The 26,413-nt window shown below is 72.6% G+C and carries 22 protein-coding genes and 1 tRNA gene; 20 read left to right on the forward strand and 3 right to left on the reverse strand.

What is annotated here, in order from left to right; genetic code table 11:
• The first annotated feature begins 37 nt into the window (after positions 1-37).
• Together ACFQ87_RS16880 and ACFQ87_RS16885 are read left to right on the forward strand one after the other, a co-directional pair.
• The gene (locus ACFQ87_RS16880) at positions 38-1,024 is read left to right on the forward strand and encodes an ABC transporter substrate-binding protein (RefSeq protein WP_380611532.1); all 987 of its coding nucleotides are present in this window, start codon (positions 38-40) and stop codon (positions 1,022-1,024) included.
• A 95-nt stretch (positions 1,025-1,119) separates the two neighbouring features.
• Complete coding sequence (locus ACFQ87_RS16885; RefSeq protein ID WP_380611533.1) at positions 1,120-2,331, forward strand: protein kinase; 1,212 nt, start codon at positions 1,120-1,122, stop codon at positions 2,329-2,331.
• Here the strand turns inward: ACFQ87_RS16885 and ACFQ87_RS16890 are convergent.
• Complete coding sequence (locus ACFQ87_RS16890; RefSeq protein WP_380611534.1) at positions 2,287-2,985, reverse strand: MBL fold metallo-hydrolase; 699 nt, start codon at positions 2,983-2,985, stop codon at positions 2,287-2,289. The two genes, ACFQ87_RS16885 and ACFQ87_RS16890, sit on opposite strands and share 45 nt — an antisense overlap.
• A gap of 269 nt (positions 2,986-3,254) precedes the next feature.
• Here ACFQ87_RS16890 and ACFQ87_RS16895 point away from each other — a divergent pair, with 269 nt between their 5' ends.
• A complete protein-coding gene (locus tag ACFQ87_RS16895) occupies positions 3,255-4,106 on the forward strand; it encodes a fumarylacetoacetate hydrolase family protein (protein ID WP_380611535.1) in 852 nt (283 codons plus the stop codon).
• A gap of 49 nt (positions 4,107-4,155) precedes the next feature.
• Here ACFQ87_RS16895 and ACFQ87_RS16900 read toward each other — a convergent pair whose 3' ends face one another.
• Positions 4,156-4,911, reverse strand: a complete 756-nt coding sequence (locus ACFQ87_RS16900) for a TetR/AcrR family transcriptional regulator (protein WP_380611536.1) — start codon at positions 4,909-4,911, stop codon at positions 4,156-4,158.
• A 164-nt stretch (positions 4,912-5,075) separates the two neighbouring features.
• Between ACFQ87_RS16900 and ACFQ87_RS16905 the strand changes: the two genes are divergently transcribed.
• From ACFQ87_RS16905 to ACFQ87_RS16915, 3 genes are all read left to right on the forward strand, one after another.
• On the forward strand, positions 5,076-6,782 hold the full coding sequence (locus ACFQ87_RS16905; protein WP_380611537.1) for a DUF885 domain-containing protein: 1,707 nt from the start codon (positions 5,076-5,078) through the stop codon (positions 6,780-6,782).
• Between the two features lie 187 nt (positions 6,783-6,969).
• Positions 6,970-7,887 carry a carbohydrate kinase family protein gene (locus tag ACFQ87_RS16910; RefSeq protein WP_380611538.1) on the forward strand — a complete coding sequence of 306 codons (918 nt, stop codon included), beginning with the start codon at positions 6,970-6,972 and terminating at the stop codon, positions 7,885-7,887.
• A gap of 104 nt (positions 7,888-7,991) precedes the next feature.
• Complete coding sequence (locus tag ACFQ87_RS16915) at positions 7,992-8,978, forward strand: trypsin-like peptidase domain-containing protein (RefSeq protein ID WP_380611539.1); 987 nt, start codon at positions 7,992-7,994, stop codon at positions 8,976-8,978.
• A 231-nt stretch (positions 8,979-9,209) separates the two neighbouring features.
• Here ACFQ87_RS16915 and ACFQ87_RS16920 read toward each other — a convergent pair.
• A tRNA-Arg gene (locus ACFQ87_RS16920) sits at positions 9,210-9,281 on the reverse strand.
• A gap of 171 nt (positions 9,282-9,452) precedes the next feature.
• Between ACFQ87_RS16920 and ACFQ87_RS16925 the strand changes: the two genes are divergently transcribed.
• The 14 genes from ACFQ87_RS16925 (at position 9,453) to glyA (ending at position 26,306) form a co-directional block, all read left to right on the forward strand.
• On the forward strand, positions 9,453-9,872 hold the full coding sequence (locus ACFQ87_RS16925) for a PleD family two-component system response regulator (RefSeq protein WP_380611605.1): 420 nt from the start codon (positions 9,453-9,455) through the stop codon (positions 9,870-9,872).
• Between the two features lie 105 nt (positions 9,873-9,977).
• Positions 9,978-11,639 (forward strand): arginine--tRNA ligase, encoded by a 1,662-nt coding sequence (argS, locus tag ACFQ87_RS16930; protein ID WP_380611540.1) that lies wholly within the window; start codon positions 9,978-9,980, stop codon positions 11,637-11,639.
• 90 nt (positions 11,640-11,729) lie between these two features.
• The gene (gene lysA / locus ACFQ87_RS16935) at positions 11,730-13,121 is read left to right on the forward strand and encodes a diaminopimelate decarboxylase (protein WP_380611541.1); all 1,392 of its coding nucleotides are present in this window, start codon (positions 11,730-11,732) and stop codon (positions 13,119-13,121) included.
• A gap of 137 nt (positions 13,122-13,258) precedes the next feature.
• Entirely contained in the window at positions 13,259-14,551 is a 1,293-nt protein-coding gene (locus tag ACFQ87_RS16940) for a homoserine dehydrogenase (protein ID WP_380611542.1), read from the forward strand.
• 9 nt (positions 14,552-14,560) lie between these two features.
• Positions 14,561-15,658 (forward strand): threonine synthase, encoded by a 1,098-nt coding sequence (gene thrC, locus ACFQ87_RS16945; RefSeq protein WP_380611543.1) that lies wholly within the window; start codon positions 14,561-14,563, stop codon positions 15,656-15,658.
• Between the two features lie 368 nt (positions 15,659-16,026).
• Positions 16,027-16,965: a homoserine kinase gene (thrB, locus tag ACFQ87_RS16950; RefSeq protein WP_380611544.1), complete on the forward strand. Its 939-nt coding sequence runs from the start codon at positions 16,027-16,029 to the stop codon at positions 16,963-16,965.
• Positions 16,966-17,544: 579 nt separating this feature from the next.
• Positions 17,545-19,647 (forward strand): transcription termination factor Rho, encoded by a 2,103-nt coding sequence (gene rho / locus ACFQ87_RS16955; protein WP_380611545.1) that lies wholly within the window; start codon positions 17,545-17,547, stop codon positions 19,645-19,647.
• 157 nt (positions 19,648-19,804) lie between these two features.
• The gene (locus ACFQ87_RS16960; RefSeq protein WP_380611546.1) at positions 19,805-20,929 is read left to right on the forward strand and encodes an LCP family protein; all 1,125 of its coding nucleotides are present in this window, start codon (positions 19,805-19,807) and stop codon (positions 20,927-20,929) included.
• Positions 20,930-21,077: 148 nt separating this feature from the next.
• Positions 21,078-21,299 (forward strand): 50S ribosomal protein L31, encoded by a 222-nt coding sequence (rpmE, locus tag ACFQ87_RS16965; RefSeq protein ID WP_030235761.1) that lies wholly within the window; start codon positions 21,078-21,080, stop codon positions 21,297-21,299.
• A 143-nt stretch (positions 21,300-21,442) separates the two neighbouring features.
• A complete protein-coding gene (gene prfA / locus ACFQ87_RS16970) occupies positions 21,443-22,519 on the forward strand; it encodes a peptide chain release factor 1 (protein ID WP_380611547.1) in 1,077 nt (358 codons plus the stop codon).
• A 63-nt stretch (positions 22,520-22,582) separates the two neighbouring features.
• Positions 22,583-23,449: a peptide chain release factor N(5)-glutamine methyltransferase gene (gene prmC, locus ACFQ87_RS16975; protein ID WP_188302982.1), complete on the forward strand. Its 867-nt coding sequence runs from the start codon at positions 22,583-22,585 to the stop codon at positions 23,447-23,449.
• A 160-nt stretch (positions 23,450-23,609) separates the two neighbouring features.
• On the forward strand, positions 23,610-24,257 hold the full coding sequence (locus tag ACFQ87_RS16980) for an L-threonylcarbamoyladenylate synthase (protein WP_380611548.1): 648 nt from the start codon (positions 23,610-23,612) through the stop codon (positions 24,255-24,257).
• Positions 24,254-24,931: a protein-tyrosine-phosphatase gene (locus ACFQ87_RS16985; protein WP_380611549.1), complete on the forward strand. Its 678-nt coding sequence runs from the start codon at positions 24,254-24,256 to the stop codon at positions 24,929-24,931. Before ACFQ87_RS16980 ends, ACFQ87_RS16985 begins: the two co-directional genes overlap by 4 nt.
• Before the next feature lie 94 nt (positions 24,932-25,025).
• On the forward strand, positions 25,026-26,306 hold the full coding sequence (gene glyA, locus ACFQ87_RS16990; protein ID WP_380611550.1) for a serine hydroxymethyltransferase: 1,281 nt from the start codon (positions 25,026-25,028) through the stop codon (positions 26,304-26,306).
• Positions 26,307-26,413: the final 107 nt, after the last annotated feature.

Below are 26,413 nucleotides of genomic sequence, written 5' to 3' on the forward strand. Positions count from 1 at the left end.
TCCCCCGAACCCCCTTTCACCGAGCAGGAGTTCCGCCATGTCCCTACCCCGTCGCGCCCCCGTGACCGCCGCCGCGCTCGCCGCCGCCCTCACCCTGGCCGGCTGCGGCAGCGGGGCCACGGGCGCCGCGGCGGACCTCGCCCCGGCCAAGGGCGGCACCGCGCCGAACGGCACCGTGGTGAACCTGTCGGCCAGGCAGGACCGGGTGACCACCGCCAAGGTCGACGCGATCGCGGCGCTGGTGCCGGAGGAGATCAGGAAGCGAGGCACGCTGAAGGTCGTCGACTCCATCGGCACCACCCCGCCGCTGGACTTCTACGCCGACGACGACAAGACGATCATCGGCGTCGAGCCGGACATCGCCTCGCTGATCGGCAACGTGCTCGGCCTCAAGGTCGAGTTCAACCCGGTCTCCTGGGAGAACATCTTCGTCGGCCTGGACAGCGGCAAGTACGACGTCGGCCTGTCCAACATCACCGTCACCGAGGAACGCAAGGAGAAGTACGACTTCGCCACCTACCGGCTGGACGTCCTCGGCTTCGAGGCGAAGAAGGGCAGCGGCCTCAAGGTCACCGGCGCCAGGGACCTGGCCGGCCGCACGGTCGGCGTCGCCACCGGCACCAACCAGGAGAAGCTGCTGCTCTCCTGGAGCGAGGAGGACGTCCGGGCCGGCCTCAAGCCGATCGACATCAAGTACTTCTCCGGCACCGAGTACTACCTCGCGCTCTCCTCCGGCCGGATCGACGTCTTCACCGGGCCGAACCCCAGCCTCGCCTTCCACGCCGTGCAGAGCGGTGAGACCGAGGTGGTCGGCACCTACTCGGGCGGCGGCGCGGACGTCCTCGGCAAGATCGCGGCGACCACCCACAAGGACAACGGCCTGGTCCGGGCGCTGAACGGGGCGCTCAACGAGGTGATCAGGAACGGCACCTACGGGCAGGTGCTCAAGCGCTGGGGCCTGGACGGCGAGGCGGTGCAGACCTCCGAGATCAACCCGGTCGGCCTGCCCAAGCCCAAGCCCTGAGGGCCTTCCCCGTTCACCTGTTCGTCCCCGCCCGCCGCTATGGTGGCCCATCCGACGGCGAACGACGTACGGGCGCGGTCGAGTTGGGGGAGGGCATGCACAAGGGCGAGGTGCTCGACGGTCGCTTCCGCTTGGACGAGTGGCTGGGCAGGGGCGGCTTCGGCGTGGTCTGGCGGGCGACCGACAACTGGTTGGAGCGGGAGGTCGCGGTGAAGCTGTTGCTGGCCGAGCACGCCGCCGACCGGGAGGCCGTCGGGCGCTTCGTCCGCGAGGCCAAGGTGGCCGGCGGCCTCTCCAACCCGCACATCGTCACGGTGCACGACTACGGCCGGGTCGCCGACGGCGACGGGGAGATCCACTACCTGGTGATGGAGGTGGTCCGCGGCCGGCCGCTGTCCGCGATCCTCAAGGACGGTCTGCCCGACCACGGGCGCGCGCTGGCCTGGATGGGGCAGGTGTGCGAGGCGCTCGACGCGGCGCACCGCAGCGGCGTCATCCACCGGGACATCAAGCCCGAGAACGTCATGATCGCGGACGGCGGGGACCGGGCGAAGGTGCTGGACTTCGGCATCGCCCGGCTGCTCACCCAGTCCACCGGGCTCACCTCCACCGGCAGCGTGGTCGGCACCGTCCCGTACCTGGCGCCCGAGTGCTGGTCCGGCGGCACCGTGGACGGCCGGGTCGACCTCTACGCGTTCGGCGTGATGCTGTACGAGGTCAGTACCGGCCGACGGCCGTTCCACGCCGACTCGCCGTACGAGTACATGCACAAGCACATGGCGGTGACCCCGCCGAGGATCCGCAGCCACGACCCGGCGCTGGCCGAGCTGGTCGCCCAACTGCTCGCCAAGCGGCCCGCCGACCGACCGGCCGACGCCGCCGAGGTGCTGGAGCGGCTGCGCCGGATCCGGCCCGGGATGCTGCGGCCGGACGACCCCAGCCCGGAGCAGCTGCGCCGCCGCGCCGACCAGGCCTGGCAGCGCGGCGCCGACGGCAGGGCGGCGGAGGCCGTGGAGATGCTGCTGATGCTGGTCCCCGACTTCGCCCGGATCTGCGGCCGGGCCGACCACCGCACCCTGCGCACCTGCCACGACCTGGCCCTCTGGCTGGCCCGGGACGGCAGCCGGGGCGCCGCCGTCGAACTGCTGGAGGCGCTGACGCTGGAGCCGGGCGCCGCCCCGGAGGCCCGGGCCGACCTGCGGCGCGACCTCGCGCACTGGCAGCGGGAGGCCGCCCGGCTCGGCCCGGGGGAGGGGAAGGACCTAGACCTGGGGGTGCTGCTCGGCGGCGGCACGCAGGGCCGCTGAGCCGCCGACGGCGATCGGGTCGCCGTGCCCGAAGACCACCGTCTCCACCGGCAGGGCGGCCAGCCGGTGGAAGGAGGCGAGGGCCTGCGCCGGGTCGGTGTTGAACACCCCGGGCCGGGTCTGGCCCTGGACGTTGGACACGGTGTCCCCGGTGAACAGCACCCCGGGCCCGGGCAGGTGCAGCGCGATGCTGCCGTCGGTGTGCCCGGGCACGTGCACGACCGCCGCGCCGCCGCCGATGTCCAGCACGTCCCCGTCCTCGACCTCGCGGTGCACCGGGCAGGGCTCGGCGGGCGGGATCGGCGGCAGGCCGTCCCACAGCTGCTGCTCGAAGGCGTTCAGCACGGGCGGCGCCGCCGGCTGCTCGCGCCGGACGACCGGCGCCTCCAGCCGGTGCGCCACCACCTCGGCGCTCCAGCGGCGGGCCAGCTCGGCGGCCGAGCCGGTGTGGTCCTCGTGGTGGTGGGTGAGCACGATCCGGCGCAGTGCGGCCGGATCCAGCCCGATGGTGCGGATGCCCTTCTCGATCCCGTCCGCCGACCCGGCGATGCCGGTGTCGACCAGGGTCAGTCCGTGGTCGTCCCGCCACAGGTAGGCGGTGCCGAACTCCAGGGTGATCATGTGCAACTCGTCGCGTACCCGGGTGATCTCCATGCCCGCATCCTGCGCCCGCGGGCGCCGTCGCACGCCCGCGTTCGCTCTGGGCCTGTCCCCGGCGTCGACGGCCCGCTCCCGGCGGATCCGGGTGTCAACCGTACGGGTCGCCGATTCGGGCCCCCGGGCTCCTGTGGGATTTGATGGGAATTCGCCCATCGGGACGGTCTGGTCCGCCGCCCCGGGCCGTTGGTATACCTCGTTGCCAGACTCGGGAGCGGTGTCCGCGCCGCCCCGGTGAACTGCGACGAAAGGCTGGTGACGGATCGATGAAGCTCCTCCGTGTCGGACCCCCGGGCGCCGAGCGCCCGGTCGTGCTGGGCGAGGACGGCACCGCGTACGACCTCTCCGGGCGGGCCCGCGACCTCGACGGGGCCTTCCTGTCCGGGCTGGACACCGCCGAGCTGGCCCGGGAGGTGGCCGCCGGACTGCTGCCGGTGGTGGACCTGGACGGCCAGCGGGTGGGCGCGCCGGTGGCCCGGCCCGGCAAGGTGGTCGGCATCGGGCTCAACTACCGCGACCACGCGGCGGAGGCCGGGGCCGCGATCCCGGCCGAGCCGGTGATCTTTCTCAAGCCGAGCTCCACCGTGGTCGGCCCGTACGACGAGGTGCTGGTGCCGCGCGGTGGCGAGAAGACCGACTACGAGGCCGAGCTGGCGATCGTGATCGGCCGCACCGCCCGCTACCTGGACTCGCACGCCGAGGCCGGCGGGGTGATCGCCGGCTACACGATCGCCAACGACGTCACCGAGCGGGCCTTCCAGTTCGAGCGCGGCGGCCAGTGGGACAAGGGCAAGTCGGCGGAGACCTTCACCCCGCTCGGGCCCTGGCTGGTCACCGCCGACGAGGTGGCCGACCCGCAGGCCCTGGAGCTGCGGCTCTGGGTCAACGGCGAGCGGAGGCAGCACGGCAACACCGCCGAGATGATCTTCCCGGTGCTCGAACTCGTCCGTTACGCGAGCCAGTTCATGGTGCTGGAGCCCGGAGACGTGATCGTCACCGGCACCCCGGCCGGGGTCACCCTGGGCCGCCCGGGCACGCCGTTCCTCGCCCCGGGCGACGTGGTCGAGATCGAGATCGACGGCCTCGGCCGCCAGCGCCAGGTGCTCGGCAAGGCCTAGCCCCGGGCGCACCCGACCCTTGGCACGGGGGTCGGGAGCCCAGCCCGGGTCACCGCCCGCCCAGCACCGCGCGCAGCCGCTCGGCCCGGTCCGTCTGCGGACCGTCCAGCGCGAGCAGCCCCGCCAGCACCTCCGCCGTCTGCGGATCGTGCAACGCCGTCGCCGCCGTCATCGCCGTGAACTGGTCCACCAGCCAGTCGCGCAGCTCCGCCACCGGCAGCGCGCGCCCCTCGTCCAGCCAGCTCAGCGACGCGCCCTCGACCACCGCGATCCACGAGCGCACCAGCAGGGTCAGTCGCGGCCCGGGCTCCCGCACCCCCAGGTGCCGCACCGTCCGCTTGAGCGCCACCCGCCGGACGTCGTCCACGATCGCCGAGGTACGGGCCGTCTCCACCACCGAACCGCCGCGCAGCAGCGCCGAGTAGCCGGCCTCGTGCTCGGCCACGAAGTCGAAGTAGCCGTCCAGCACCGCCGCCAGCTGCTCGGACGGCGTCCCGCTCGGTGGGACGGTGAACCGGCTGGTCAGCTCGTCCGCCGCGGTGCGCAGCGCGGCCTCGTACAGCTGCTGCTTGCCGCCCGCGAAGTAGCGGTAGACCAGCGGCCGGGAGGCCCCGGCGGCCTCGGCGACGTCGTCCAGGCCGACCTCCTCGGGCGGCCGGGAGGCGAACAGCTCCAGAGCGACCGCGATCAGCTGCTCGCGCCGCTGTTCGACCGACAGGCGCCGGTAGCCGGTGCGGCGCGGACGCGGCTCGGGTGCGGCCGGGGTGGGGACCGGGCCGGCTGCCGTGGTGGGGCGGGCTTCCATGGCCGTCAGCGTAATGGGCGTCGGACGGATCGGGACCTGTCGGGCACGGATCTTTCCGAACGGGTGTCCGCGCCGCCCACCGTCCGTCAAATCCCGGGCCGGTGCAGGTCAACCGGTCTGCGACAGGGGCTTGCAATCGGCCCCGGCAACGCGATGATGTCCGAATGGTTGAAGAACTGATCACCTCCGGCGGCGACACCCCGCGCCGCATCGCCGACGACTACGTCCGCGCCCTGGCCGACCTCGACCCGCTGACCGCGGTGTACCTCGGCCTCGACCCCGAGGACGACCGGCTGCCCGACCTCTCCCCGGCCGGCACCGAGGCGATCGCCGACCTCGCCCGCCGCACCCTGGCCCGGCTGGACGAGGCCGAGCGGGCCGGCGCCGCCGAGGACGAGGCCGAGCGCCGCTGCGCCCGACTGCTGCGCGAGCGGTTGAGCGCCGAACTCGCCGTCCACGACGCGGGCGAGAACTTCCGCGCGGTGCGCAACCTGGCGTCCCCGGTGCACAACACCCGGGAGGCCTTCACCCTGATGCCCACCGGCACCGAGGCCGAGTGGCGGGTGGTCGGCCGTCGGCTGGCCCGCCTCCCGCTGGCGCTGGAGCAGTACCGGCAGACCCTGGCCGAGGGCGTCGAGCGCGGCCTGTTCTCCGGTCCCCGCCAGGTGGCGACGGTGATCGGGCAGTTCGGCGAGTGGCTGGACGGCGAGGTGCCCGGCGGCTGGTTCGGGCAGTTCGTCCAGGACGCGCCCCAGGCCGTGCACGCCGAGCTGTCCGCCCACGCGGTGGCCGCCGCCGAGGCACTGGCCGCGCTGCGCGACTGGATGCGCGACGTGTACGCCCCGGCCGCCGCCGACACCCCGGACCCGGTCGGCCGCGAGCGCTACGCCCGCTGGGTGCGCTACTGGACCGGCGCCGACCTGGACCTGGACGAGGCCTACGCCTGGGCCTGGGGCGAGTTCCACGACCTGTACGCGCAGATGACGGTCGAGGCCGGGAAGGTCCGTCCGGGCGCCGACCCGATGGCGGCGATGAAGTGGCTGGAGGCGGACGGCCCGGCCATCGAGGGCGCCGAGCCGACCCGGGAGTTCCTGCAGGGCCTGATGGACCAGGCGGTCCGGGACCTCCAGGGCACCCACTTCGACCTGGCCGAGCCGGTCACCCGGGTCGAGTCGCGGATCGCCCCGGCCGGCAGCGCCGCCGCGCCGTACTACACCGCGCCCTCGCTGGACTTCAGCCGCCCCGGCCGGACCTGGCTGCCACTGCTCGGCAAGGAGCGCTTCCCGGTCTGGGACCTGGTCTCCACCTGGTACCACGAGGGCGTCCCGGGCCACCACCTGCAGCTCGCGCAGTGGAACTACGTCGCCGACCGGCTCTCCACCTACCAGGTGAGCCTCGGCGGGGTCAGCGCCAACCTGGAGGGCTGGGCGCTGTACGCCGAGCGCCTGATGGACGAGCTCGGCTACCTCACCGACCCGGGCCACCGCCTCGGCTACCTCAACGCCCAGATGATGCGGGCGCTGCGGGTCATCATCGACATCGGCATGCACCTCGGCCTGGACTTCCCGGCGGACTCCCCGTACAAGCCGGGCGAGCCGGTGAGCCCGGAGCACGCCCGCGAGTTCTTCGGGCTGTACTGCGGCCTGTCCGCCGACTTCCTGGACAGCGAGCTGGTCCGCTACCTGGGCCTGCCCGGTCAGGCGATCGGCTACAAGCTCGGCGAGCGCGCCTGGCTGCGCGGCCGGGCGGCGGCGAAGGCGGCGCACGAGGCGCGCGGCGAGGAGTTCGACCTCAAGGCCTGGCACATGGCGGCGCTCTCGCAGGGCTCGCTGGGCCTGGACGACCTGGTCGCGGAACTGTCGGCGCTGTAGCAGCCGCACCGCTGCGTACGGAGCCGTACAGGGTGGACCCCGGGACTCGGTCGCGAGCCCCGGGGTCCTGGTCCGGACCGGTCCGACCGGCGGCGATCCGATTGAAGGCTTGCAGCAAGGTCTTGCAGTCAACCTCCGGCGCCTGCTTGACTCCTGGCGACCGTCCAGGGACCGAGGAGGCGCCGCCATGCTGCCCGACACCACGTCGACCGAGTTCGACCTGCTCGTCGTCGGCGGCGCCGGAGTGGACACCATCGTCCGGGTCGAACGGCTGGAGATCCCGCCCGGCGACTCCCGGTTCGTCGAGCCGGTGCGCGACTACGTCGGCCACACCGGCAACGGCGTCGCCCTCGGCGCCCACCGGCTCGGCCTGCGCACCGCCTTCCTGGACTTCCTCGGCGACGACCCGCAGGGCGACCTGGTCCGCGCCCACTACCGGCGCCACGGCCTGCACTTCGCGCACCTGGTGAGCCCGCACGGCACCCCGCGCGGAGTCAACCTGGTGGACGCGGCCGGCCGCCGGTTCTCCTTCTTCGACGGCCGCCACCCCGCCGACCTGCGACTGCCGCGCGAGTTCCACCTCCCGTACGCCGAGCGCAGCCGGCACGTCCACCTCTCGATCACCGGCGTCAACCGGGACATGTACGGCGACCTCCACCGGCTCGGCCGCACCACCTCCACCGACCTGCACGACTGGGACGGCGCCGACCCGCACCACCGCGACTACGCCCTCAACTCCGACCTGGTGTTCCTCTCGGTGGCCGGCTGCCGCGGCCGGCACGAGGAGGTGATGCGCGCGGTCCTCGCCGAGGGCCGGGCCGCCGTGGTCACCGCCACCGCGGGCGCCGAGGGCTGCCACCTGCTCACCCGCGAGGACGGCGTCCTGCGCCACCTGCCCGCCGTCGACCCGGGCCGCCCGGTGGTCGACACCAACGGCGCCGGGGACGCCTTCGTTGCCGGCTTCCTGTACGCCTGGTTCCGCGGCCACCAGCCGCTGGACTGCGCCCGGGCCGGCTCGGCGGCCGGCGCCTTCGCCTGCACCACCGCCGGTACGCACACCGACTTCATCACCGCGACCGAACTCGATACCCTGCTGCTCCGGTGACCGATTTCTCATCGACCTCAAAGCCCGCGGTAACGACCTTTCCAGGCTGAGGCGTCATAGTCGTTGAGCGCACGCCGCCAGGGACTACGGCAGGAGAGACAGGCATGGGTCAGCACCGTCGCAAGAGGTCGCGCCGCCACCGTCTGCTCGCCCCCTCGCTGTTCGCGGGGCTGTCCGCCGTCGTGGTGGCCGCGGTGGTGACCGGGACGCACGGGCTGAACCTGTCCGACGCGACGGCCGCCGGGAAGGCGGCCCGCAGCGTCCGGGCCGCCGCGCCGATGCCGACCGCCAGCCCGAGCGCCACCGCGGGCGATCCCGCCCCGCCCGCCCAGGCCTCGGCCAGCACGCCGAGCGACAGCCCAACCCCCGGCGCCGCGTCGACCCCCGCCGACAGCCCCGCCGCCACCCCGACGGCCACCCCCGACACCCACGGCGCCGTCCTCGGCACCACCGCCGTCGCCCCCGCCGACGACAAGGAGGCCTCCACCGTGGGCGCGCTGTTCAGCGGCTCGGTGGCGGCCGGCAACCACTTCTGCACCGCCAGCGTGCTGCACAGCGCCACCGGCAACCTGCTGCTGACCGCCGCGCACTGCATCACCAGCACCGACGGCGTGATCTTCGCCCCCGGCTACCGCGACGGCTCCGCCCCGTACGGCACCTGGCAGGTGACCGCGGTCCACACCGCCAGCGGCTGGTCCCAGAACGGCGACGTGGACGAGGACTTCGCGATCCTGGAGACCGCCCCCAGCAACGGCCGCAAGGTCGAGGACGTGGTCGGCGGCAACCGCCTGGGCGCCGGCGAGCCCTTCGGCGCCACCGTCCACCTCTACGGCTACCCGGCCGACTCCGAGTCGCCGAGCCTCTGCACCAACACCACCGCCCAGCAGAGCGCCTACGAGCGCGTCATCCAGTGCCCGTCCTACCCGGCCGGCACCAGCGGCGGCCCGTGGATCAACGCCGCCACCGGTGACGTGGTCGGCGCCATCGGCGGCTACCAGCAGGGCGGCGACAGCGACGACACCTCGTACAGCGCCTACTTCGACCACACCATCGCGGACCTGTACGCCCAGGCCGAGTCCGCCGCGTCCTGAGCGCCCGGCCGGCGCGGGGGAGCGGAACGGCCCGCGCCCCCGCCGGTGTGTGCGCGTGAGGGTCCGACCCCGCGATCGCCGGTCCCCTCCGGGGCCCGACCCCGCCACCCCCGGTCCCCTCCGGGGCCCGACCCCGCCACCGCCGGTCCCCTCCGGGGCCCGGACATGACGAAGGCCCAGATCCGTGGATCAACTCCACTGATCTGGGCCTCAGTTGCACTTGTTGCGAAGTGCCCCCGGTAGGATTCGAACCTACGCACCCGCCTCCGGAGGGCGGTGCTCTATCCCCTGAGCTACGGGGGCCTGTTGGCCTGTCGGCCGCTTCCGCGTTCCGACGGAATGAACACTACCAGGCTTCGGCCGGGGTCCGTGCACGGGTTTCCGGAAAGATCGTCGGGCGGGCCCGGGGGGCGGAAGTGCCCAAAGGCCGGACGGGGCGGCGGGGCCGCCGATACCCTCGGTGAGGTGTCGGGAGTGTCCGGGCGGGTCCTCGTGGTGGACGACAGCGAGGTGATCCGCCAGCTGATCAGGGTCAACCTGGAGCTCGAAGGCTTCGAGGTGGTGACCGCCGCCGACGGCGCCGAGTGCCTGGAGGTGATCCGCCGGGTGAAGCCCGATGTGGTGACCCTGGACGTGATGATGCCCCGGCTGGACGGCCTGCGGACCGCGGCTCGGCTGCGGGCGACCCCGGACACCCGCCGGCTGCCGATCGCGATCGTGAGCGCCTGCACCCCGGCGGACCTGGACCTGGGGGAGACCGTCGGCGTGGACGGCTACCTCGGCAAGCCCTTCGACCCGGCCGACCTGGTGGCCCTGGTCCGGCGCCTGATGCGACTCACCGGGCAGCCCGAAGGGTTTCGCCCTGAGCGAACGGATCGCACGGATCGCGGCTGACACCCCTGGCGGAACGGCGCGGTGGCGTCTCAGCCGGCAGTCGGGGCGTCTCAACCGGTAAACCGAGTGGCGGGCGGGCACCCCGTCTCGCCTACGCTTGGCGTCGTGACCCCCGCAGACCTTTCCCAGGCAATCCAGGCCGCAGTGAGCTCCGCCGTCGAGGCGGGCGAGCTGGCCGTCGCCGTGCCCGAGCACGTGACGGTCGAGCGGCCCAAGAACCGGGACCACGGCGACTACGCGACGAACGTGGCCCTCCAGCTCGCCAAGGCGGCCGGCAAGCCGCCGCGAGCCGTTGCCGAGGTCCTGGCCGAGCGCCTGCGAGGCATCACCGGCGTCGCCAAGGTCGACATCGCCGGTCCGGGCTTCCTGAACATCACCCTGGACACCGCCACCGCCGGTGCGCTGGCGCGCACCGTCGTCGAGGCGGGCGAGGCCTTCGGCCGCAACGAAGCCCTCAAGGGCCTGAAGATCAACCTGGAGTTCGTCTCCGCCAACCCGACCGGCCCGATCCACATCGGCGGCGTCCGCTGGGCGGCCGTCGGCGACTCGCTGGCGCGCGTGCTGCGGGCCTCCGGTGCCGACGTCACCACCGAGTACTACCTCAACGACGCCGGCGTGCAGATCACCAAGTTCGCCGCCTCGCTGCAGGCCGCCGCGAACGGCCGCGAGGTGCCCGAGGGCGGCTACGTTGGCGAGTACATCGTCGACATCGCCAAGACGCTCACCGACGCGATCCCGGGCGTGCTCGACCTGCCCGAGGCCGAGCAGCTGCAGGTTTTCCGGACCGAGGGCCTCAAGCTCATGGTCGCCGAGATCAAGCGCTCGATGGACGAGTTCGGCACGCACTTCGACGTGTGGTTCTCGGAGAAGACGCTGCACGACTCCGGCGCCGTCGAGAAGGCCATCGACCGGCTGCGCGAGCAGGGCCACGTCTTCGAGCAGGACGGCGCGGTCTTCCTGCGCACCACCGACTTCGGCGACGACAAGGACCGCGTCCTGATCAAGGCCGACGGCGACAAGACCTACTTCGCCGCCGACGCCGCCTACTACCTGTCCAAGCGGGACCGCGGTGCCGAGGTCGCGCTCTACATGCTGGGCGCCGACCACCACGGCTACGTCAACCGCCTCAAGGCCATCTCGGCCTGCGCGGGCGACGACATGAACCGCAACATCGAGGTGAAGATCGGCCAGTTCGTGAAGATGCTTCGCGACGGCGAAGAGGTCCGCATGTCCAAGCGGGCCGGCAACATCATCACGATCGACGACGTGGTCGAGTGGATCGGCGTGGACGCCGCCCGCTACACCCTGGCGCGCTCCTCCACGGACTCGACGATCACGCTGGACATCAACCTGCTGACCAGCCAGTCCAACGAGAACCCGGTCTTCTACGTCCAGTACGCCCACACCCGGATGTGCGGCGTGGCGCGCAAGGCCGCCGAGCTGGGCGTGGACAAGGGCACGGCCGAGCAGTTCAAACCCGAGCTGCTCGCCACCGAGTGGGAGTCCGACCTGCTCGGCCACCTCGGCGAGTTCCCGCGCGTGCTGGCCGCGGCCGGCGAGCTGCGCGAGCCGCACCGGGTCGCCGTGTACCTGGAGAAGCTCGCGGGCAAGTACCACCGCCTGTACGAGAACTGCATGTTCCTGCCCAAGGGCGACGAGGAGCTCAACGACACGCACCGTGCCCGCCTCTGGCTGGTCGAGGCGACGCGCACGGTGCTCGCCAACGGCCTCACGCTCCTGGGCGTGACGGCGCCCGAGCGGATGTAGGCACCACCCCCAAGCGCACATCGGGGGGCGGCTGACGGTCAACGGAGACCGTCGCCGCCCCTCGCCATAGGTCTCGAAGGAACCCAGGACATGAGCCGTTCCGCACACCCCGCAGGCCCCCGCCACGGCGACGTGCTGCCCGAGGGCCACTACCAGGCCCCGCCGGCCGACCTGAACGCGCTGGACCCCAAGGTCTGGTCACGCACGGTCGCCCGCGACGCCGAGGGCGTGGCCACCGTCGGCGGGATCGACGTCAAGCAGCTGGCGGCCGAGTTCGGCACCCCGGCCTACGTGCTGGACGAGTCGGACTTCCGGACGCGGGCCCGCGCCTGGCGGGACGCCTTCGGCACCGACGCGGACGTCTACTACGCCGGAAAGGCCTTCCTCTCCAAGGCGATCGTGCGCTGGCTGCACGAGGAGGGGCTCAACCTCGACGTGTGCAGCGTCGGTGAGCTGGCGGTCGCGCTGGCCGCGGGGATGCCGCCGGAGCGGATCGCGCTGCACGGCAACAACAAGTCGGTGGACGAGCTCGAGCACGCGGTGAAGACCGGCGTCGGGCACATCGTGGTCGACTCCTACGAGGAGATCGAGCGCCTGGCCGCGATCGCCGCCCGCCAGGGCGTGCGCCAGCAGGTGCTGATCCGGATCACCGTCGGCGTCGAGGCGCACACCCACGAGTTCATCGCCACGGCGCACGAGGACCAGAAGTTCGGCCTGTCCCTGAACGGGGGAGCGGCCGCCGAGGCGGTGCGCCGGGTGCTCGGCCACGACAGCCTGGAGCTGCGCGGCATCCACTCGCACATCGGCTCGCAGATCTTCGACACGGCCGGCTTCGAGGTGGCCGCCCGCCGGGTGGTCGGCCTGCTGGCGGAGATCCGCGACGAGCACGGCGTCGAGCTGCCCGAGATCGACCTCGGCGGCGGTCTCGGCATCGCGTACACCAGCGAGGACGACCCGCGCGAGCCGGCCGAGATCGCGGCCGCGCTGGCCGACATCGTCCGCCGCGAGTGCACCGCCGCGAACCTCGACACCCCCCGGCTGAGCGTGGAGCCGGGCCGGGCGATCGTCGGCCCGACCGCGTTCACCCTGTACGAGGTCGGCACGGTCAAGCCGCTGGAGGGCCTGCGCACCTACGTCAGCGTGGACGGCGGGATGTCCGACAACATCCGCACCGCGCTGTACGACGCCGAGTACTCGGTGGCCCTGGTGTCGCGCACCAGCGAGGCCGAGCCGATGCTGGTCCGGGTGGTCGGCAAGCACTGCGAGTCCGGCGACATCGTGGTGCGGGACGCCTTCCTGCCGGCCGACCTGACCCCGGGCGACCTGATCGCGGTGCCCGCCACCGGCGCCTACTGCCGCTCGATGGCGAGCAACTACAACCACGCCCTGAAGCCCCCCGTGGTCGCCGTCAAGGACGGTGCGGCCCGGGTGATCGTCCGGCGCGAGACGGAGGAGGATCTCCTGCGCCTGGATATCGGATGACGAAATTCTCGTCTCAGATCATGGAACGACCGTAGATCCGTGCGGAAAGTCCCCGAGACTGGTACGGACCGAAGTTCCCGGCGGCCCCGAAAAGCCGCTGGAAATACCGAAGCACGATGAATGCAGAGCGGAGTCGGATGATGCGTACGCGCCCGCTGAAGGTGGCGTTGCTGGGTTGTGGTGTGGTGGGCTCCGAGGTGGCGCGCATCATGACGACGACGGCCGACGACCTCGCCGCTCGCATCGGTGCCCCGGTCGAGCTCGCCGGGATCGCGGTCCGCCGGGCCGGCCGGGTCCGCCCCGGGGTGCCCGAGCACCTGATCACCACCGACGCCGAGGCCCTGGTCAACCGGGGCGACATCGACGTGGTGGTCGAGGTGGTGGGCGGCATCGAGCCGTCCAAATCGCTGATCCTGTCCGCCTTCAAGCGGGGCGCCTCGGTGGTCAGCGCCAACAAGGCGCTGCTCGCCAAGGACGGCACCGAGCTGCACGCCGCGGCCGCCGAGGCCGGGGTGGACCTGTACTACGAGGCGGCGGTGGCGGGCGCGATCCCGCTGCTGCGCCCGCTGCGCGAGTCCCTCGCGGGGGACAAGGTCAACCGGGTGCTGGGGATCGTCAACGGCACCACCAACTTCATCCTCGACAAGATGGACACCACCGGCGCCGGCTACTCGGAGGCGCTGGAGGAGGCCACCGCGCTCGGCTACGCCGAGGCCGACCCGACGGCCGACGTGGAGGGCTTCGACGCCGCCGCCAAGGCCGCGATCCTGGCCGGCATCGCCTTCCACACCAAGGTCACCGCGGCGGACGTCTACCGCGAGGGCATCACCGAGGTGACCGCCGCGGACATCGCCTCCGCCAAGGAGATGGGCTGTGTGGTCAAGCTGCTCGCGATCTGCGAGCGGGCGGCCCACGGCGAGTCCGTCACCGCGCGGGTCCACCCGGCGATGATCCCGCTGTCGCACCCGCTGGCCTCGGTCCGCGAGGCGTACAACGCGGTGTTCGTCGAGGCCGAGGCAGCCGGCCGGCTGATGTTCTACGGCCCGGGCGCGGGCGGCTCGCCGACCGCCTCCGCGGTGCTCGGCGACCTGGTCGCGGTCTGCCGCAACAAGCTGGCCGGCGCCCCCGGTCCCGGTGACTCCGTGTACACCCGGCTGCCGGCCAAGCCGATGGACGAGGTGGTCACCCGCTACCACGTCAGCCTGGACGTCGACGACCGTGCGGGTGTGCTCGCCCAGGTCGCGTCCGTGTTTGCCGAGCACGGTGTGTCGATCGACACCGTGCGCCAGCAGGGCCGCGACGGCGACGCCTCGCTCGTCGTGGTCACCCACCGTGCCACCGACGCCGCGCTGTCCGCGACGGTCGACAAGCTCCGCGCGCTGGACAGCGTGCGGGACGTGGCCAGCATCATGAGGGTCGAAGGGGAGTAAGGAACGATGATGAGCGGCGTTGCCGAGAACGCGGCCAGAAGCACCCACACCCACCAGTGGCGCGGGCTGATCGAGGAGTACCGGGACCGCCTGCCGGTCACCGCGGCCACCCCGGTGGTCACCCTGCTCGAGGGCGGTACGCCCCTGGTCCCCGCCCAGGTGCTCTCCGAGCGCACCGGCTGCGAGGTCTACCTCAAGGTCGAGGGCGCCAACCCGACCGGCTCCTTCAAGGACCGCGGGATGACGATGGCCATCTCCAAGGCCAAGGAGGAGGGCGCGCAGGCGGTCATCTGCGCGTCCACCGGCAACACCTCGGCCTCCGCCGCCGCGTACGCGGTGCGGGCCGGGATGGTCTCCGCCGTGCTCGTCCCGCAGGGCAAGATCGCGCTGGGCAAGATGGGCCAGGCGCTGGTGCACGGCGCCAGGATCCTGCAGGTCGACGGGAACTTCGACGACTGCCTGACCCTGGCGCGCGAACTGTCCGAGAAGTACCCGGTCGCCCTGGTCAACTCGGTGAACCCGGCGCGGATCGAGGGTCAGAAGACGGCGGCCTTCGAGATCGTCGACATGCTCGGCGACGCCCCGGACGTCCACGTCCTGCCGGTCGGCAACGCGGGCAACATCACCGCGTACTGGAAGGGCTACCGCGAGTACGCGACCGACGGGATGTCCTCGCGCACCCCGCGGATGTGGGGCTTCCAGGCCTCCGGCTCGGCCCCGATCGTGGACGGCGCGCCCGTCCTCAAGCCGCAGACGATCGCGACCGCGATCCGGATCGGCAACCCGGCCTCCTGGGACTACGCGCTCGCCGCCCGGGACGAGTCGGGCGGCCTCATCGACAAGGTGACGGATCGTCAGATCCTTTCCGCCTACCGGCTGTTGGCCGCGCAGGAGGGCGTCTTCGTGGAGCCCGCCTCGGCCGCCTCGGTGGCCGGTCTGCTGGCGAAGGCGGAGGCCGGTCTGGTCGACCCGGGCCAGCGGATCGTCTGCACCGTGACCGGCAACGGCCTCAAGGACCCGGACTGGGCGGTGGCCGGCGCGCCGCAGCCGCAGATCGTCCCGGTCGACCCGGAGGCCGCGGCCCGGCGGCTCGGACTGCTCGACTGACAACGGGGTCTGACACTTCGACGGGCCGACTCTTTAGGGGGTCGGCCCGTCAAAGTTCTCCACTGACTCTTTTGTGTCAATTCCGTATCGCATTCCGAACCGATTCCGCACCTCTCTTTGACGGAGAGGGGTGTGCATTCCGGCCAGAACCGGCAACACACCAGATCGAAGGCCCACGGGGTGTACCACTGGGGAACCTCTCTTCGATACTCTGGCTTCGGCCGTGTGGCACATGCCCCGGGCCCGTCCTGGTACGGGCCGCGCCGACGACTGTGGCCGCCCGCCCCGTGGGGCCCTCGGCCCTTTTCCCACCCCTGCACCGACGACGCGCTCCGCGCTCGCCCGATTTCCCCAGGAGAGTCCACCGCATGGCCGGTCCTGCGTTCCGTGCCGCCGCCGTCCGGGTCCGGGTTCCCGCGACCAGCGCCAACCTCGGTCCCGGCTTCGACGCCTTCGGACTCGCGCTGGGCCTGTACGACGACGTGGTCGTCCGGGTCGCCGAGTCGGGCCTGACCGTCGACATCGCCGGCGAGGGTGCCGAGACGCTGCCCCGGGACGAGCGCCACCTGCTGATCCGCTCGATGCGGGCCGCCTTCGACCGGCTCGGCGGCCAGCCGCGCGGCCTCGAAGTGGTCTGCGCCAACCGGATACCGCACGGCCGCGGCCTGGGCTCCTCCTCGGCCGCCATCTGCGCCGGCATCGTGGCCGCCCGGGCCGTCACCATCGGCGGCCCGTCCGCGCTGGACGACGACGCCCTGCTGGCCCTCGCCTCCGAGCTGGAGGGCCACCCGGACAACGTCGCGGCCTGCCTGCGCGGCAACTTCACCATCGCCTGGACCGACGAGGAGTCGGCCAAGGCGGTCGCCATGGAGCCCTCGGAGCAGGTCGTCCCGGTGGTGTTCGTCCCGGCCGCCGAGGTGCTCACCGAGACCGCCCGAGGCCTGCTGCCGAAGACCGTGCCGCTGGCCGACGCCGCCGTCAACGCCGGCCGCTCCGCGCTCATGGTGGAGGCGTTGACCAGGCGGCCCGAGCTGCTGCTCGCGGCCACCGAGGACCGGCTGCACCAGGACTACCGCGCCACCGCCATGCCGGACAGCGCCGCGCTGGTCGGCGCGCTGCGCGCGGAGGGCGTCCCCGCGGTCATCTCCGGGGCGGGTCCGACCGTGCTGGCGCTCACCGACGAGGCGGGCGTCGACAAGGTGCTCTCCTTCGCCGGCCACCACGGCCACGGCGGGGACCCGGCGTTCGCCGCACACCGGCTCGGCATCGACCGGACCGGGGCCACCGTGCTCCCGCTGGACGTCTGAGCAGCCACGTCGGGCCCGGCGTCGAGCCGGGCCGTCCGGACACGATTGGCAGGCCCGAGGTCGGGGAATGTCTGAGGGGGTCGGTAGTGTTAATCTCATTGCTGCACCATGTGCCCTCCGGGGCTCGGTGCGCCGCGTCCCGATCCCAGCACTCCACGGCCGTGGAGTCGTGGCGATGTCCGGGGCGACGATTCTCCGGGAGCCCACCGCAGCGCGTACGCAGCCTGCCTGCGCGACATGCGGCCGCATCCCGAAGCCGTGACGGCACCTGACTCCCACCCGCGGCCTCCAACCTCGAGGCCAGGACGGGCGGAGCGCGGGTCACCGTCACGCGACGGGGGCCCGGGATTCGCAGGCAGCGTGGGGGCAACGCCCTCAGGGGAGGTCGACACACGACCGGCCCACGCGCCACCTCAGCACCACCGTGCTTCATGCACCGCACCTCGCAGCTCTCCCTCGACGGGCTCCCGCCATTCGAGGGATCACCGCCTCGGACCGACGCAGTCGAGCGTTGGTCAGGACAGCACAACCGGTCGCCGAGCCAGACAGGCCGACGTCCGCTCCAGGGAAGGACCCTTAGTGAGCGACTCCACCGATCTGATGGGCGCGCGCCCGGACGCCGAGGCGTCGGACGCCGCCGCCGCCCCCGCTGCCCCGGCGCGCCGCCGCCGCAGTGCCGCCGCGGGCCTGGACGGCATGGTCCTCGCCGAGCTGCAGAAGCTCGCCGCGGACCTGGGCATCACCGGTACCGGACGCATGCGCAAGAGCCAGCTGATCGAGACCATCAAGGAGAAGAGCGGCGGGGACCCGCTGCTCGCCGCCGGTGGCGCCCCGGCCGCCAAGCGCACCGCCGCCAAGGCGGACGCCGAGGCCCCGGCCGAGAAGCCGGCCCGTCGCAGCAAGGCCGCGGCGGCCGCGGCCGCCGCGCCGGCCGCCGAGCCGCAGGCCCAGATCGAGATCCCGGTCCAGGCCGCCGCCGAGACCGCCGCGCCCGCCCGTACCGAGCGCACCCGCCGCCGGGCCACCGCCGCCGCCGGTGCCCCGACCGCGCCGGTCGCCGCGGAGGCCGCCGCCGAGGCCGCCACCGTCGCGGTGGCCGAGCCCAAGCAGGCCGAGCGTCCGGCCGAGACCCGCGGCTTCGAGGGCCGCGAGGACGGTCGCGAGACCCGTCGCGACCGCCGTGAGCGCCGTGACCGCCGCGAGGGCGGCGAGCGCACCGAGCGTCAGGACGCCGGCGAGGCCCAGGCCGGGCAGGACGGCGAGGCGCGCGAGTCGCGCCGCGACCGCCGCAACCGCCGCGAGCGCACCGACCGCCAGACCCAGCAGGGTCAGCAGGGTCAGCAGCAGGGCCAGGCCGACGGCCAGCAGACCCGCCAGCAGGGTGGCCAGCAGGTTCAGCAGCAGCCGCAGGTCCAGCAGGGCGGCTACGACGACGACGAGTTCGGCGAGGGCCGCCGGGGCCGTCGCGGCCGCTACCGCGACCGCCGTGGCCGTCGCGGCCGCGAGGGCTTCGAGACTGGCGTGGTCGAGCCGCAGGTCGGCGAGGACGACGTCCTGATCCCGGTCGCGGGCATCCTCGACATCCTCGACAACTACGCGTTCGTGCGTACCTCCGGCTACCTGCCGGGCCAGAACGACGTCTACGTCTCGCTCGCCCAGGTCCGCAAGAACGGCCTGCGCAAGGGTGACGCCATCACCGGTGCGGTGCGCCAGCCGCGCGAGGGCGAGCGCCGCGAGAAGTTCAACGCCATGGTGCGGCTGGACTCCGTCAACGGCATGGACCCGGAGACCGGCCGCGGCCGCCCCGAGTTCAACAAGCTCACCCCGCTCTACCCGCAGGAGCGGCTGCGCCTGGAGACCGACCCGGGCGTGCTGACCACCCGGATCATCGACCTCGTGTCGCCGATCGGCAAGGGCCAGCGCGGTCTGATCGTCGCGCCGCCGAAGACCGGTAAGACCATGGTGCTGCAGGCGGTCGCCAACGCGATCACCCACAACAACCCCGAGTGCCACCTGATGGTCGTCCTGGTCGACGAGCGTCCGGAGGAGGTCACCGACATGCAGCGGTCGGTGAAGGGCGAGGTCATCTCCTCGACCTTCGACCGCCCGGCCGAGGACCACACCACCGTCGCCGAGCTGGCCATCGAGCGCGCCAAGCGCCTGGTGGAGCTGGGTCACGACGTGGTCATCCTGCTGGACTCGATCACCCGCCTGGGCCGCGCCTACAACCTGGCGGCGCCGGCCTCCGGCCGCATCCTGTCCGGTGGTGTCGACTCGACCGCGCTGTACCCGCCGAAGAAGTTCTTCGGTGCCGCGCGCAACATCGAGAACGGCGGCTCGCTGACCATCCTGGCCACCGCGCTGGTCGAGACCGGCTCGCGCATGGACGAGGTGATCTTCGAGGAGTTCAAGGGCACCGGCAACATGGAGCTCAAGCTCGACCGCAAGCTCTCGGACAAGCGCATCTTCCCGGCCGTCGACGTGGACGCCTCCAGCACCCGCAAGGAGGAGATCCTGCTCGGCAGCGAGGAGTTGGCCATCGTCTGGAAGCTGCGCCGGGTGCTGCACGCGCTCGACTCGCAGCAGGCGATCGAGCTGCTCCTGGACAAGATGAAGCAGACCAAGAGCAACGCCGAGTTCCTGATGCAGATCGCCAAGACCACCCCCGGCTCCGGCGACTGACCGTAGCCGCACGGCTGTCGAAGCACGGAACCCCGGATCGCGAGAGCGGTCCGGGGTTCCGTGCGTTGGCGCGCCGACCAGCAGATAGGCGGCTTTGTTCCAGCGTTGGGACAACTTGGGGCTATTCGATCATCTTGTCCGTTTTACTCTGGTCCGTATGGCCGAGCACAAGAGGGTCCCGAGTCGCCGCCGCAAGGTCCTGCGGGTGGCCGCCTGCGCGTCCGCCGCGCTCGTCGTCCTCGGTGGCGGGGCGGCCGGGTACGCGTACCTGAAGCTCAACGGCAACATCAAGAGCGTCGACATCAACGCCCGCCTCGGTGGCGCCCGCCCCCCGGCGGCCACCGACGGCTCCTTCAACATCCTGGTGCTGGGCTCCGACTCCCGGGCCGGCGAGAACGGCGGCCTGGCCGGCGGGGGCAGCGGCGACACCGCCCGCTCCGACACCGCGATGGTGGTGCACATCAGCCAGGACCACGCGCGGGCCTCCGTCGTCTCCATCCCGCGCGACACCCTGGTCGACCGCCCGGACTGCACCGACGCGAACGGCAAGGCCGTCCCGGCCGTCAGGCGCGCGATGTACAACAGTGCCTTCGAGGCCGGCGGCGCGGCCTGCGCGGTGAAGACCACCGAGCAGCTCACCGGGCTGCGGATGGACCACTACCTGCAGGTCGACTTCGCCGGCTTCGCCCGGGTCGTGGACGCGATAGGCGGGGCCACCGTGACCACCACGGTGGCCATCCACGACAAGGACAGCGGGCTCGACCTGTCGGCCGGTGAGCACCACCTCGACGGGCAGCAGGCGCTGGCCTTCGTCCGCACCCGGCACGGCGTCGGCGACGGCAGCGACCTCGGCCGGATCGAACTGCAGAAGCAGATGGTCAAGTCGCTGCTCCAGCAGGCCGGCGGGATCGGGTTGTTCTCCAACCCGGTCAAGCTGTGGTCGATCGGCGACACCATGACCAAGAGCGTCACCACCGACTCCGCGCTGGGCTCGGTGAACTCCCTGGTGGGGCTGGTCCAGGAGCTCAAGGGGATCGGCCCGGACCAGCTGACCATGGTCACCCTGCCGGTGGAGACCGCCCCCGGCGACCCCAACCGGGTGGTCCCGCAGCAGCCGCAGGCCCAGCAGCTCTGGGCAGCGCTCAAGACCGACCAGCCCGTCCCGCGGGCGGTCGTCTCGGCCCAGCCGCAGAACCCCGCCCAGGCTGCCCCCACGGCCTCCCCGACGGCCGTCCCGAAGGCCGTCCCGAAGCCCGCCGCGACGGCCACGGCACGACGCTGACGGCACCCGGACGGCCGCCCGGAATATCCCGGAACAAGCCCCCGTTTTGGAAGGTGCGGCCGGTCCTGGCAGACTGGTCCGTCGGTCCCGGTTCACGAGCGGCACTCAGCCGCCGACCCGGTGCCCTCCCGAAACCTAGGAGAACCCCTTGAAGTCCAACGTTCACCCGGAGTACGTGGTCACCCGCGTGACCTGCACCTGCGGCGCCGAGTTCACCACCCGCTCGACCGAGACCAGCGGCGAGATCCGCGCCGAGGTCTGCTCGCAGTGCCACCCGTTCTACACCGGCAAGCAGAAGATCCTCGACACCGGTGGCCGCGTGGCCCGCTTCGAGGCCCGCTTCGGCAAGCAGCACAGCGCGAAGGCCTAGCGCTCCCTCGGCGCCGGTTCCCGGCGCCCCCGTACTCGTTCCGGGGGCGCTGGGGACCGGCGCCGTTCGCGTCCCCCCGCGCGTTCCGCACGTCCCGCGTCCACCACCTCGCACGTTCCTAGCCCCGGGAAGAAGGCCACCCCATGTTCGAGGCAGTCGAAGAGCTCCTCGTCGAGCACGCCGACCTCGAAAAGAGGCTGGCCGAACCGTCCGTCCACTCCGACCAGGCGAACGCCCGCAAGCTGGCCAAGCGGTACGCCGAGCTGACCCCGATCACCCGGGTCTATCTGCAGTGGCGGCAGGCCGGCGAGGACATCGAGGCCGCGCGTGAGCTCGCGGCCGAAGACCCGGAGTTCATCTCCGAGGTGAAGGACTCCGAGCAGCGTCGCGACGAACTGACCGAGGAGCTGCGGGTGCTGCTGGTGCCGCGCGACCCGAGCGACGACAAGGACGTCATCCTGGAGATCAAGGCGGGCGAGGGCGGCGAGGAGTCCGCGCTGTTCGCCGGCGACCTGCTCCGGATGTACCTGCGCTACGCGGAGCGGATCGGCTGGAAGACCGAGGTCATCGACTCCAACGAGTCCGACCTCGGCGGCTACAAGGACGTCTCGGTGGCCGTCAAGACCAAGGGCAACACCGAGCCCGGCCAGGGCGTCTGGGCCCGGCTGAAGTACGAGGGCGGCGTGCACCGCGTGCAGCGCGTCCCCGCCACCGAGTCCCAGGGCCGCATCCACACCTCCGCGGCGGGCGTGCTGGTCACCCCCGAGGCCGAGGAGGTCGAGGTCGAGATCCACGCCAACGACCTGCGCATCGACGTCTACCGCTCCTCCGGCCCCGGCGGCCAGTCGGTCAACACCACCGACTCCGCGGTCCGGATCACCCACCTGCCGACCGGTATCGTGGCCTCCTGCCAGAACGAGAAGAGCCAGCTGCAGAACAAGGAGCAGGCGATGCGCATCCTGCGTTCGCGGCTGCTGGCCGCCGCGCAGGAGGAGGCCGAGCGCGAGGCCTCGGACGCGCGTCGCAGCCAGGTCCGTACGGTGGACCGCTCCGAGCGGATCCGGACGTACAACTACCCCGAGAACCGCATCTCGGACCACCGCACGGGGTTCAAGGCGTACAACCTGGACCAGGTCCTGGACGGCGACCTGAACGCGGTGATCCAGTCCTGCGTCGACAAGGACGCGGCGGCCAAGCTCGCCGCGGCCCAAGAGAACTGAGACCGGCGCGCCCCAGCCCGACGCATGCCTGAAGCCGGAGCGCAGAAACAAGAGGTCGTACGGATGAACCTGCTGCTCGCCGAGGTGGCCCAGGCCACCCAGCGGTTGGCCGCGGCCGGCGTGCCGTCGCCGCGCTTCGACGCGGAGGAACTCGCCGCCTACGTCCACAACGTCAAGCGCAGCCAGTTGCACACGGTGAAGGACGCCGACTTCGACGCCCGCTACTGGGAGGCGGTCTCACGCCGCGAGGCGCGCGAGCCGCTCCAGCACATCACCGGGCGGGCGTTCTTCCGCTACCTCGAACTGGAGGTCGGCCCCGGGGTGTTCGTGCCCCGGCCGGAGACCGAGACGGTCGTCGAGTGGGCGATAGACGCGGTGCGCGACATGGACGTCGCCGAGCCGCTGGTGGTCGACCTGTGCTCGGGCTCCGGTGCCATCGCGCTCGCCCTGGCCCAGGAGCTGCCGCGCTCGACCGTGCACGCCTTCGAACTCGACGAGGGCGCGCTGGAGTACACCCGGCGCAACATCGAGGCCAGCCCGGACCGCGCGCGGGTCACCCTGCACGCCGGGGACGCCACCAAGGCCTTCGAGGACGACCGCTCCTGGGACGGCCGCTTCGACCTGGTCATCTCCAACCCGCCGTACATCCCGCTCACCGAGTGGGAGTACGTCGCGCCGGAGGCCCGCGACCACGACCCGCAGATGTCGCTGTTCTCGGGCGAGGACGGCCTGGACACCATCCGCGGCATCGAGCGGGTGGCCGCACGGCTGCTGCGCCCGGGCGGCGCGGTGGTGATCGAGCACGCCGACCAGCAGGGCGGCCAGGTGCCGTGGATCTTCAACGAGGAACGCGGCTGGACGGACACCGCCGACCACCGCGACCTGAACAACCGGCCGCGCTTCACGACCGCCCGAAGGGTCGGGTCGTGAACATCGAACGCAGCACGACCGCCCGAAGGGTCGGGTCGTGAACATCGAACGCAGCACGACCGCCCGAAGGGTCGGGTCGTGAACATCGAACGCAGCACGACCGCTCGTGAAGCCGCGCTGTGAACGCCGTGATGAGCCATTCCGGAAGGGGACCGCACCGATGAGCCGCCGCTACGACTGTGCCGACGCCGGGGACCGCGCCACCGGCCTGCGCGAGGCCGCCTCGGCCATCCGCCGCGGCGAACTCGTCGTGCTGCCCACCGACACCCTGTACGGGGTCGGTGCGGACGCCTTCTCCCCGGAGGCCGTCGGCGAGCTGCTGGCCGCCAAGGGCCGCGGCCGCAACATGCCCTCGCCCGTCCTGGTCGGCTCGCCGACCACCCTGCACGGCCTGGTCACCGACTTCTCCGAGCAGGCCTGGGAGCTGGTCGACGCCTTCTGGCCCGGCGGGCTCACCCTGGTCGCCCGGCATCAGCCCTCGCTGCGCTGGGACCTCGGCGAGACCCGCGGCACCGTCGCGGTCCGGATGCCGCTGCACCCGGTCGCCATCGAGCTGCTGAACAACACCGGCCCGCTGGCCGTCTCCAGCGCCAACAAGACCGGCGGGCCGTCCCCGGCGACCTGTGACGAGGCGCAGGCCCAGCTCGGCGACGCGATCTCGGTCTACCTGGACGGCGGCCAGGCCGAGCACGCCACCGCCTCGTCCATCGTCGACGTCACCGGCAAGGTGCCGGTCCTGCTGCGGGCCGGCGCGATCAGCATCGAGCAGCTGAGGGAGGTCGTCCCCGACCTGGAGGCCGGAAGTTGACACCCACCGCCTCGCTCCATGACGGGCCCGGCATAGCGCCGTACCTAGCCGTGGGCCCCAGGCCGCTGGACCACTTCCGGATCCTGTTCGTCTGCACCGGGAACATCTGCCGCTCGCCGATCGCCGAGCGGCTCACCCGGCGTGAGCTGGACACCCGGCTCAGCCCCCGGGTGGCCGGCCGCATGCTGGTGGAGAGCGCCGGCACCTGGGGCCACGTGGGCGCGCCGATGGAGGACCACGCCGTGACCGTGCTCGACGAGTACGGCGCCGACAGCGGCGGCTTCACCGGCCGCGAGCTGCTCGACGAACACGTGGTGGAGGCCGACCTGGTGCTCACCGCGACCCTGGACCACCGCGCCCAGGTGATCTCGATGGGCCACGAGGCGGGGCTGCGCACCTTCACGCTGAAGGAGTTCACCCGCCTGGTGCGGACGATCGACCCGGGCACCCTGCCCGACCCCCGCCGCGGCGCCGACGTCACCGAGCGGGCCCGCGCGCTGGTCCGGGCGGCCGCCGCGCTGCGCGGCTGGCTGCTGGCCGCCACCCCGGAGTCGGACGAGCTGGAGGACCCGTACGGGGCTCCGATCGGCATGTTCCGCAACTGCGGCGAGGAGATATTCCACGCGGTCGACCCGGTGGTCACCGCGCTCACCGGCATTCCGGCGCCGCGCTGAGCCTTGGCTCCGAACGGCCCCGCGTCGCCGCGCCGGGTGGCGCAGGCGGTCCTACTCTGAGTAGACCGTCCATGCCGCGCCCGGGAGCCCTGCCATGACCGTCACCGATGCCGCTACCGGCTCGACCGCGACGAGGGGGCGCCCGTGGGCGTCCGAGGCGCTGTACCGGGCGGATCCGCAGATCGCCGACCTGCTGGCCGCCGAGGCCGAGCGGCGGGCCGAGACCGTCCAGCTGCTGGCGGGGGAGAACCTGACCAGCCCCGCCGTCCTGGCGGCGCTGACCGGGCCGCTGATCGACAAGTACGCCGAGGGCTATCCGGGCCGCCGGCACCACACCGGCTGCGCGCTGGCGGACGCCGCGGAGCTGCTGGCGATCGACCGGGCCCGTGAACTGTTCGCCGCCCCGCACGCCAACGTCCAACCCCGGTCCGCGACTTCGGCGATGCTGGCGGCCTACGCGGCGCTGCTGCGGCCCGGTGACGGGGTGCTGGCGATGTCGCTGGAGCACGGCGGCCACCTCAGCTGCGGCTCGCGGGCGAACTTCTCCGGCCGCTGGTTCGCCTTCACCGGCTACGGCGTACGCGAGAGCGACGGCCTGATCGACCTCGACCAGGTGCGCGACCTGGCCCGGCTGCACCGTCCCAAGGCCATCGTGGCGGGCTCGATCTCCTACCCCCGGCACCCGGACTGGGCGGCCTTCCGGGAGATCGCCGACGAGGTGGACGCCTACCTGATCGCCTCCGCCGCGCAGACCACCGGCCTCATCGCGGCCGGGGAGGCGCCCTCCCCGGTGCCGTACGCCGACGTCACGGTGGCGGCCACCCACAAGCTGCTGCGCGGCCCGCGCGGGGGCCTGCTGCTGTCCACCGCGGAGCTGGCCGAGCGGGTGGACCGGGCGGTGTTCCCGTTCAGCCAGGGCGGTGCGGCGATGAACGAGGTGGCCGGCAAGGCGGTCGCCCTCGCGGAGGCCGCGAAGCCCGCTTACCGGGCCTACGCGCAGCGGGCGGTGGCCGGGGCACGGGCACTGGCCGCGGGGCTAGCAGAGGCCGGAATGCGCCCCCTGACGGGCGGTACTGACACCCACCTGGTGACCGCCGACGTGAGCCCGCTCGGGGTGACCGGCGCAGAGGCCGAGCGGCGCTGCGCGGCCGCCGGGCTGCTCCTCGGCAAGTGCGCGCTGCCGTACGACCCGGCGCCGGCCGCCGAGGCCTCCGGGATCAGGCTGGGCACGGGCACGGTGACCAGCCAGGGGATGGGCGAGACGGAGCTGTCCGACATCGCAGGGCTGATCGCGCGACTGCTCGCCGGGGAGGCGGCCGCGCCGGTCGCGCGGCGGGTCCGGGAGCTGGCGGCGGTCTTCGCGGAATCCCGCTGAAGGCCCGAGCGGACGACGGTGGGCGAACCGATCAAGAGGTGTCGTCCACGGGCATCCGGTTCTCCTACCCGGGAGGGCGAACCGCGATGCACATCATGGGCGTCCGA

This window comes from Kitasatospora sp. NPDC056531 (assembly GCF_042794375.1).
Taxonomy (GTDB): Bacteria; Actinomycetota; Actinomycetes; order Streptomycetales; family Streptomycetaceae; genus Kitasatospora.